This window comes from Streptomyces sp. 4F14, assembly GCF_048159485.1.
Classification (GTDB): Bacteria; Actinomycetota; Actinomycetes; order Streptomycetales; family Streptomycetaceae; genus Streptomyces.
Map to the genome: position 1 here is coordinate 211588 of NZ_JBLRVY010000018.1, position 7785 is coordinate 219372.

Sequence of the window (7785 nt, forward strand, 5' to 3'; positions counted from 1 at the left end):
TTGAGTCGTGAAACTGACACTCCGTCCTCCGGGCCCAACGGGCGCGGTGGAGGTGCCGCGTACCCCTCGGGCACGCCCCCGTACGGGACACCGATGGTGTCCGACGGCGGTGCGGACGCGGGCCGTTCGGCCGCCCAGCCGGAGGAACGCAAGACCGAGACCACGGTGACGACCCGGATCCGCATCAACATCCCCGGGTCCCGGCCCATTCCGCCGGTCGTCGTGCGCAAGCCCGTCGGCGAGGGCGAGGGCGACGAACCGGCCGCCGAGCCGCAGCCGTCCGTGCCCGCGCAGGCCACCGAGGCGCCCGCGCCCGAGCCCGCCGCCGAGAAGAACGACTGGTTCGCGCCGCGCAGACCGTCCGGCCCGAAGACCAACGGCGCGGGCATGCCCGGCGCTTCGTCCGGGACGAACGGCGGACAGCCGTCCGCCCCGGGTACGGCTCCCGGTACGGCGGGCGCACGACCGGCGGGGGGTGCCATAGGCGGCGCCCGCCCCGGCGGCGTGGTCGGCTCGATGTCCGCGCCCGGCAAGCGGCCCGGCGGGACCAACGGCTCCGGGCTGCCCGGCGGCGCGACCGGCGGCCCCGTCGCCCCCGGCCACGGCGGCGGCACCGGCTCCTTCGACGTGACCGAGGTCCTCGCGGCGACCTCCCCGCGCGCGAGCGCGCCGGAGCCCACCCGCGACGAGCTGCCGTACTTCTCGGAGCCCGAGAGCAGCACGACGGCCCAGCACGACTTCTCCGACCAGCACAACTTCTCCGCGCCGAACGGCGGTTACCCGGACCCGGCCGGCAAGGGCGGCCCGAACGGCCCCACCGCGGGCCCGGTGACCGGCGGCACGGCCGTGCCCCAGGCGGGCCCCGGCGCCCCCGGTACGGCCCCCGGACCCGGCGGCCCCGGCCTCATGAACGGCCTCACCGCGCCCGGCGCGAACCCCGGCCCCGGCACCGGCCGCCTCCCCGGCGGCGGACTGAGCGACGACACGGCGATCCTGACGCCGCAGAAGCTCGCCCCCGCCCCCGGCCCCGGCGGCTTCCGCCCCGGCGGCCCCGGCCCCGAAGGCCCCTCCGGGCAGACCCTCACCAGCGGCATCCCGGTCGTCCCCCCGGCGAGCCAGAGCGCCCCGCCGAAGCAGACGGCCCCCGCGAAGGGCAAGAAGCAGAAGAAGGGCCGCAGCAAGCTCGGCCTCCTCGTCGGCCTCGCCGTCGTCGGCGGCGCGGGCGTGTACGGCGCGGGCCTGCTGATGAACCACTCGGACGTCCCCAGGGGCACCACCGTCCTCGGCGTCGACATCGGCGGCTCCACGCGCGACCAGGCCGTCCAGAAGCTCGACGACGCCTTCGGCACGCGCGCGCTGAACGCGAAGCTCCAGATCAAGGTCGGCGACCGGCAGGTCACGCTCCAGCCCGACCGGGCGGGCCTCCAGTTCGACATCCCGGCGACCGTCGACTCGGTCGCCAAGAGCGACTACAACCCGGTCTCCGTGGTGGGCGCGCTCTTCGGCCAGAAGCGGGTCGTCGAGCCCGAGATGCCGGTCGACGAGGAGAAGCTCCAGGCGGCCCTGGAGAGCGCCTCGGGCGGCTCGGCCACCTCCTCGGACGGCACGATCAAGTTCGAGGACGGCAAGGCCGTCGCCGTCTACGGCAAGCCCGGCGCGGGCATCGACACCGCCAAGGCGCTGCCCGCCGTCGAGGAGGCGTACCGCAAGCAGGTCGAGACCGGTACCGCGACGCCGGTGACCGTCCCGACGACGACCAGGCAGCCGACGATCTCCAACGCCGAGGTCGACCGGATGATGAAGGAGTTCGCCGAGCCGGCGATGTCCGAGCGAGTCACGATCCAGGCGCCGAACGGGAAGGGCCTCCAGTTCGGCTCGAAGTCCCTGCCGAAGATCATCGGCTTCAAGGCCGTCGGCGGGAAGCTCGTCGACACCTACGACCTCGAAGCGCTCAAGGAGATCTACGGCTCGGCCTTCGACGGGGTCAAGGTCACCACGGCCACCGGCAAACGCGACGTCCTGCCCCAGGACGTGGTGAACGCCCTGCGCAAGGCCCTGGTCGGCAAGACCACGGCGGAGCGCACGGTCGTCATCGAGACCAACCCGAGCTGACCTGCGGGAACGTCCTCGCGGAGGACATGCGTACCGGGATGCCGCATGACTTCTGTCATGCGGCATTCCGTACGTCCGGCACTGTGCGTGACGAGGTCCGCGAAGCGACCATGGACGCATGACAACGACAGCTTCGGTGGTCGCGTTCGACCAGGTCGGCAAGGCGTACGGCGAGGTCCGCGCCGTCGACGGACTGACCCTGGACCTGCGTCCGGGGGAGACCGTGGCGCTGCTCGGGCCCAACGGCGCGGGGAAGTCCACGACCCTGGACCTCCTGCTCGGCCTGAAGACCCCGGACAGCGGCAGCGTCCGCCTGTTCGGTACGACGCCGCGCGAGGCCATCGTCGCCGGCAGGGTCGGCGCGATGCTCCAGAGCGGCGGCCTGATGGACGAGGTGACGGTCGCCGAACTCGTCCGCCTCGCCTGCGACCTGCACCCGAGGCCCTACCGCCCGGCCGACGTGATGGCCCGCGCCGGCATCACCGCCATCGCCGGCCGCAAGGTCAACAAGCTCTCCGGCGGCCAGGCCCAGCGCGTCCGCTTCGCCTTCGCCACGGCCGGCGACAGCGACCTGATCGTCCTGGACGAACCGACGACGGGCATGGACGTCACGACCCGCCAGGGCTTCTGGGCGACCATGCGCGAACAGGCCGACCAGGGCCGCACGGTCCTGTTCGCCACGCACTACCTGGAAGAGGCCGACGCGATCGCCGACCGCGTCCTCGTCCTGCACCGCGGCCGCCTCCTCGCCGACGGCACGGCCGCCGAGATCAAGGCCAAGGCGGGCGCCCGCCGCATCTCCTTCGACATCGAGGGCGAGATCCCGCCCACCCTGCGCGACCTGCCCTTCCTCACCTCGCTCGACGTGTCGGGCCGCACGGTCCGCATCCAGTCCACCGACGCCGACGCGACGGTCCACGCCCTGTACGGCACGGGCCTGTACCCCAGGAACCTCGAAGTCACCGGCCTCGGCCTGGAGCAGGCGTTCGTGGCGATCACCGAAGCCGAGGAGGCCCGTACCCGATGACCAGCCTGATCCGGCTCGAACTGACCCGAGCCCTGCGCAACCGCAAGTTCCTCTTCTTCTCGGTGATCTACCCCGCCGCCCTGTTCCTCCTGATCGCGGGCAGCGCGAGCAACACCGCGAAGGTCGACGGCACGGGCCTCACCCTCCCCACCTACATGATGGTCTCCATGGCCTCCTTCGGCGCCCTCACCGCCGCCCTCACCGGCAACAGCGAGCGCATCGCGAAGGAACGCGAGAGCGGCTGGACCCGCCAACTGCGGCTCACCACGCTCCCCGGCCGGGGCTACGTCCTCGCGAAGACCGCCAGTGCGGCCGTCGTGAGCCTCCCCTCGATCGTGGTCGTCTTCGCCGTCGCCGCCCTCGTCAAGGGCGTACGGCTGGACGCCTGGCAGTGGCTCCTGCTCACCGCCGCGATCTGGGCCGGCAGCCTCGTCTTCGCCGCGCTCGGCGTCGCCCTCGGCTACGCCGCGACCGGGGACGCGGTCCGCCCGATCACGATGATCACCTACTTCGGCCTGTCCATCCTGGGCGGCCTGTGGATGCCGACGACGACCTTCCCGGGCTGGCTCCAGGACATCGCGAAGTGGGTCCCCACCCACGCGTACGCCGCGCTCGGCCGCGCCATCGAGCAGAGCGAGCTGCCGCACGCGTCGGACGCCGCCGTCCTCGTCGTGTCCTTCGCCCTCTTCACGGGCGGCGCGGCCTGGCTGTACCGGAAGGACACGCTGAAGGCGTGAACAGCGTCGGCATCGGGCAGCGCCCGCGGACCAGGAGACAGAAGGCCGTCAAGCTCCTCTGGATGAGCATCTGGCTCGCCTACCTGAGCGCGCCGATCAGTGACCTCCTGCACGGCGGCCACAGCCCCGGTGTCCGGGTCCTCGGCGCGATCGGCCTGCTCGCGTTCGTCGCCTGGTACTTCACCCTGATCTTCCGCACCGGCCGGGGCGAGAGCAACGCGCTGGTCCTCGGCTCCCTGGCGGTCCTGGCCACCCAGTCGGCGGTGCTCGCGCTCACGCTGGGCCGGGAGTGGCTCGTCCTGTTCGTGTACGTGTCGATCTCCTCCGGCGCCGCGCTCCCGTTCCGGCTGGCCCGCTGGTCCGTCCCGGTGGCCTCCGCGCTCCTGACCGCGATCGCCTTCCTGGTCCCCGGCGGGCGGGCGTACCTCGCCGGACTGCTCCTGCCGGCCCTGCTCGGCGGCTTCTCGATGACCGGCATCCGCCAGCTGATCCGGACCACCGTCGAGCTGCGCGAGGCCCGCGCCGCCGTCGCCCAGCTCGCCGCCAACGAGGAACGCCTGCGCCTCGCGCGCGACCTGCACGACCTGCTCGGCCACTCCCTCTCCCTGATCACCCTCAAGAGCGAGCTGGCCGGGCGGATGCTCCCCGCCCACCCCGACAGGGCCGCCCAGCAGATCGCCGACATCGAGCAGGTCAGCCGACAGGCGCTGGTCGACGTCCGGGAAGCCGTCACGGGCTACCGCAGACCCCGGCTCGTCGCCGAACTCGCGGGCGCGCAGGTCGCGCTGAAGGCCGCCGGCGTCGAGGTGCGGCTCCCGGAGGACGTCCCGCTCGACGGAGTCCCCGAGGAGAGCGAGTCCGCGCTCGCGTGGGCGCTGCGCGAGGCCGTCACCAACGTCGTACGGCACAGCGGGGCCGGCCGGTGCGCCGTCGACCTGGTCCGCCGGCAGACCCTCGACGGGCCCACCCTCGAACTCTCCGTCGAGGACAACGGCTCGGGCGACTCCCCGGGCACCCCCGGCAACGGACTCACGGGGCTCACCGAACGCCTGGCGAAAGCGGGCGGCACCCTGGAGACGACCTGCACGAGACACGGCTTCCGGCTCGTCGCCCGCGTCCCCGTAGGATCCGCCCCATGACCCGCACGATCAAGGTCCTCCTCGCCGAGGACCAGTCGATGGTCCGCGAGGCCCTCGCCGCCCTCCTCGGCCTGGAGGACGACATCGAGGTGATCGCCCAGGCAGCGCGGGGCGACGAGGTGGTGGCGGTGGCCCGCGCCCACCCCGGCCTCGACGTCGCCCTCCTCGACATCGAGATGCCGGGCGCGACGGGCATCGAGGCGGCGGCTCAACTGCGCGGCGAATTCCCGGAGCTGAAGCTCGTCATCCTCACGACCTTCGGCCGCCCCGGCTACCTGCGCAGCGCGATGGAGGCGGGCGCGGACGCGTTCCTCGTCAAGGACGCGCCCGCCGCCCGGCTCGCGGACGCCATCCGCAAGGTCCTCGCGGGCGAGCGCGTCATCGACCCCACGCTGGCCGCGGCCGCCCTCGCCGACGGCGCGAACCCCCTCACCGACCGGGAACGCGAGGTGCTCCGCGCGGCGGCCGACGGCCGGACCAACGCCGAACTCGCCACGGAACTGCGGCTGTCGCAGGGGACCGTCCGCAACTACCTCTCCATGGCGATCCAGAAACTGGCGGCACGCAACCGGACGGAGGCGGTACGGATAGCGCGGGAGAAGGGGTGGCTGTGAATCACCGCAGGTTCCGCTCCAGCAGCGCGATCGACTCCGGCACCCCCACCCCGCCGCCCTCGGCCGCGGGGAGCCGTCCCGCCGAAGCCTCCAGCTCCGCCAGCGCCTTGTCGATCGCGCTGTGCGCGGCGAACAGACACGGCGTGCTGTAGATCGCGACATCCACCCCCAGCTCCGCCAGCTCCGGCAGCGACAGCCGGGGCGAGCGGCCCCCGGCGATCTGGTTGAACAGCAGCGGCTTGTCGCCGGCACAGGCGCGGATACGGCGGATCGCGTCCGCGTCCCGCACCCCGTCCACCAGCACCACGTCCGCGTCGGTCGCGGCGAGCGCCTTCGCGCGGACCAGGATCTCGGCCTCGTCCGTCGCGTCGGTGCGCGCGACGACCACCAGGTCGCCACGGCACGCCAGCACCCGTTCCAGCTTGTCGAGGTACTCGTCGAGGGGCAGCACCTGCTTCCCGTCGACGTGCCCGCACCGCCGGGGCCGCTTCTGGTCCTCCAGGATCACCCCCGAGGCCCCGGCCCCCTCCAGCCGCCGTACGACATGGCAGGCGACCTCGGGATCGCCGTAGCCGTCGTCGATGTCCACGAGCAGGTGGTGCCGGGGGAAGGCGCCGCGCAGCCGCTCCGTGAAGGCGACGATGTCGGGCCAGGCGATGAACCCGATGTCGGGCAGGCCGTAGTGGGACGCGGCGAAGCCGAACCCCGAGACGAACAGGCCGTCGTAGCGGGCGGCGGCGATCGACGCCGAGTACATGTCGTACACGCCGATCAGCGGGGTGGTTCCGGGGGCGGTGATCGCTTGGCGCAGCGAACTTCCGTGCGGCATCGGGACGGCCTTCCAGCGTTGCTCCGAGTCGTCTGTCGCGCGCATAACGATCGGTACGATCCGCTGGTCACGAGCGTTGCCCCGCGCTCTCGGCGCACTGTCCCCGGCACGAACGCGCCCCGCTCAGTTCAGCAGCGCCCGCGCCCCCAGCGCCTCCCCCCGCACCTTCCGCGCCGCCCCCTCGTCGACCGCGCCCACGACCTCCGCGTACCCCTCCAACTCGGCGGCGCCGCCCAGGTAGTCACCCCGCTGGACCAGCAGCTTCCCCCGCTCGTACCGGAGTTGGGCCGGATGCGAGGGCAGCAGCAGCCCCAGTTCCACGGCCCACAGCGCGGCCTCGCTGCGGTCCAACTGGCCGCCCGCCCAGGCCCGTACGTTGTTGAGGATCCGCGCGACGACGGCCAGCGGGTCGGCGGCGCCCACCTCGCGCGCGGCCGACCGGGGCCCGCCCTCCACGACCCGGCCCCCGTCGAAGGGGTCGGCGACGACCCGCTCGGCGCGGCTCCCGAACCCCACGACGAAATGCCCCGGCGCGGCGATCCCGTACACCGGAGCCCCCGCCCGCCGGGCCACCTCGATCCACACGACGGACAGCAGGATCGGCAGCCCCCGCCGCCGTTCCAGGACCTGGGGCAGGAGGGACGAGTCGAGGCGCTGGTAGTCGGCGGCGTCGCCCCGGAACCCGTAGCGCTCGCCCAGCAACCCCCGTACGGCCTCGGCCCATGCGCGGGCGCCGCCGGGGCGGTACGGCAACTCCCCGGCGAGCCGGTCCAGTTCGACCTGGAGGGCGTCCAGGTCCGAGGGTCCGAGCGAGGGGTCCGCCTCCGCGCCGATCAGGAAGCACAGGGTCGCCAGGTCGGGCCGCTCGGCGCGGGCCTCCTCGGCGAAGAGGCGGCGTACCTCACCGGGCGGATAGCTCACGCCGGCTCCCGGTAGTGGTGGTAGGAGTGGTGGACGGTGAACCCGAGCCCCTCGTACAGCGCGAGCGCGCCCGCGTTGTCGGCCTCGACCTGGAGCCAGGCCGCCGAGGCGCCCTCCGCCAGCGCGCGCCCGGCGAGCACCGCCATCACGTCCGTCGCGAGCCCCCGCCGCCGCGCGCCCGGATCGACCTCGACGGCGGAGAACCCGGCCCACCGCCCGTCGACGACACAACGCCCGATGGCGACGGGCCTGTTCACGGCATCCCGCGCGGGATCTTCGACACCGCCCGCGGAGGCGTCCCGCAGGGCACTGCCGGCGCCGTCGCCCACGGCGTCCCGCAGGGCACTGCCGGCGCCGTCGCCCACGGCGTCCCGCAGGGCACTGCCGGCGCCGTCGCCCACGGCGT

8 protein-coding genes are annotated in these 7785 nt (G+C 73.6%); 5 read left to right on the plus strand and 3 right to left on the minus strand.

What is annotated here, in order from left to right; all coding sequences use genetic code 11:
* The 5 genes from ACLZOT_RS29260 to ACLZOT_RS29280 all read left to right on the plus strand — a co-directional run bounded on the left by ACLZOT_RS29260 (position 1) and on the right by ACLZOT_RS29280 (position 5629).
* Positions 1-2112 (plus strand): hypothetical protein, encoded by a 2112-nt coding sequence (locus ACLZOT_RS29260; RefSeq protein WP_416972106.1) that lies wholly within the window; start codon positions 1-3, stop codon positions 2110-2112.
* A gap of 118 nt (positions 2113-2230) precedes the next feature.
* Positions 2231-3139 carry an ABC transporter ATP-binding protein gene (locus ACLZOT_RS29265; protein WP_416972107.1) on the plus strand — a complete coding sequence of 303 codons (909 nt, stop codon included), beginning with the start codon at positions 2231-2233 and terminating at the stop codon, positions 3137-3139.
* Positions 3136-3876 (plus strand): ABC transporter permease, encoded by a 741-nt coding sequence (locus ACLZOT_RS29270; protein ID WP_416972108.1) that lies wholly within the window; start codon positions 3136-3138, stop codon positions 3874-3876. Before ACLZOT_RS29265 ends, ACLZOT_RS29270 begins: the two co-directional genes overlap by 4 nt.
* Positions 3873-5015: a sensor histidine kinase gene (locus tag ACLZOT_RS29275; protein WP_416972109.1), complete on the plus strand. Its 1143-nt coding sequence runs from the start codon at positions 3873-3875 to the stop codon at positions 5013-5015. Before ACLZOT_RS29270 ends, ACLZOT_RS29275 begins: the two co-directional genes overlap by 4 nt.
* A complete protein-coding gene (locus tag ACLZOT_RS29280; protein WP_416972110.1) occupies positions 5012-5629 on the plus strand; it encodes a response regulator in 618 nt (205 codons plus the stop codon). Before ACLZOT_RS29275 ends, ACLZOT_RS29280 begins: the two co-directional genes overlap by 4 nt.
* Before the next feature lies 1 nt (position 5630).
* On the opposite strand, the gene ACLZOT_RS29285 is transcribed toward ACLZOT_RS29280, so the two are convergent.
* From ACLZOT_RS29285 to ACLZOT_RS29295, 3 genes are all read right to left on the minus strand, one after another.
* On the minus strand, positions 5631-6458 hold the full coding sequence (locus ACLZOT_RS29285) for an isocitrate lyase/PEP mutase family protein (RefSeq protein ID WP_416972119.1): 828 nt from the start codon (positions 6456-6458) through the stop codon (positions 5631-5633).
* Between the two features lie 123 nt (positions 6459-6581).
* Positions 6582-7379: a tetratricopeptide repeat protein gene (locus ACLZOT_RS29290; protein ID WP_416972111.1), complete on the minus strand. Its 798-nt coding sequence runs from the start codon at positions 7377-7379 to the stop codon at positions 6582-6584.
* The coding region (locus ACLZOT_RS29295) for a GNAT family N-acetyltransferase (RefSeq protein WP_416972112.1) at positions 7376-7785 on the minus strand (410 nt) is incomplete at its 5' end. The genes ACLZOT_RS29295 and ACLZOT_RS29290, both read right to left, overlap by 4 nt.

Excerpts from the sequence above, each read along its gene's own strand:
- ACLZOT_RS29265 (WP_416972107.1), top strand. The coding sequence starts at position 2,231 with ATGACAACGACAGCTTCGGTGGTCGCGTTCGACCAGGTCGGCAAGGCG.
- ACLZOT_RS29270 (WP_416972108.1), top strand. The coding sequence starts at position 3,136 with ATGACCAGCCTGATCCGGCTCGAACTGACCCGAGCCCTGCGCAACCGC.
- ACLZOT_RS29280 (WP_416972110.1), top strand. The coding sequence starts at position 5,012 with ATGACCCGCACGATCAAGGTCCTCCTCGCCGAGGACCAGTCGATGGTC.
- ACLZOT_RS29285 (WP_416972119.1), bottom strand. The coding sequence starts at position 6,458 with ATGCCGCACGGAAGTTCGCTGCGCCAAGCGATCACCGCCCCCGGAACC.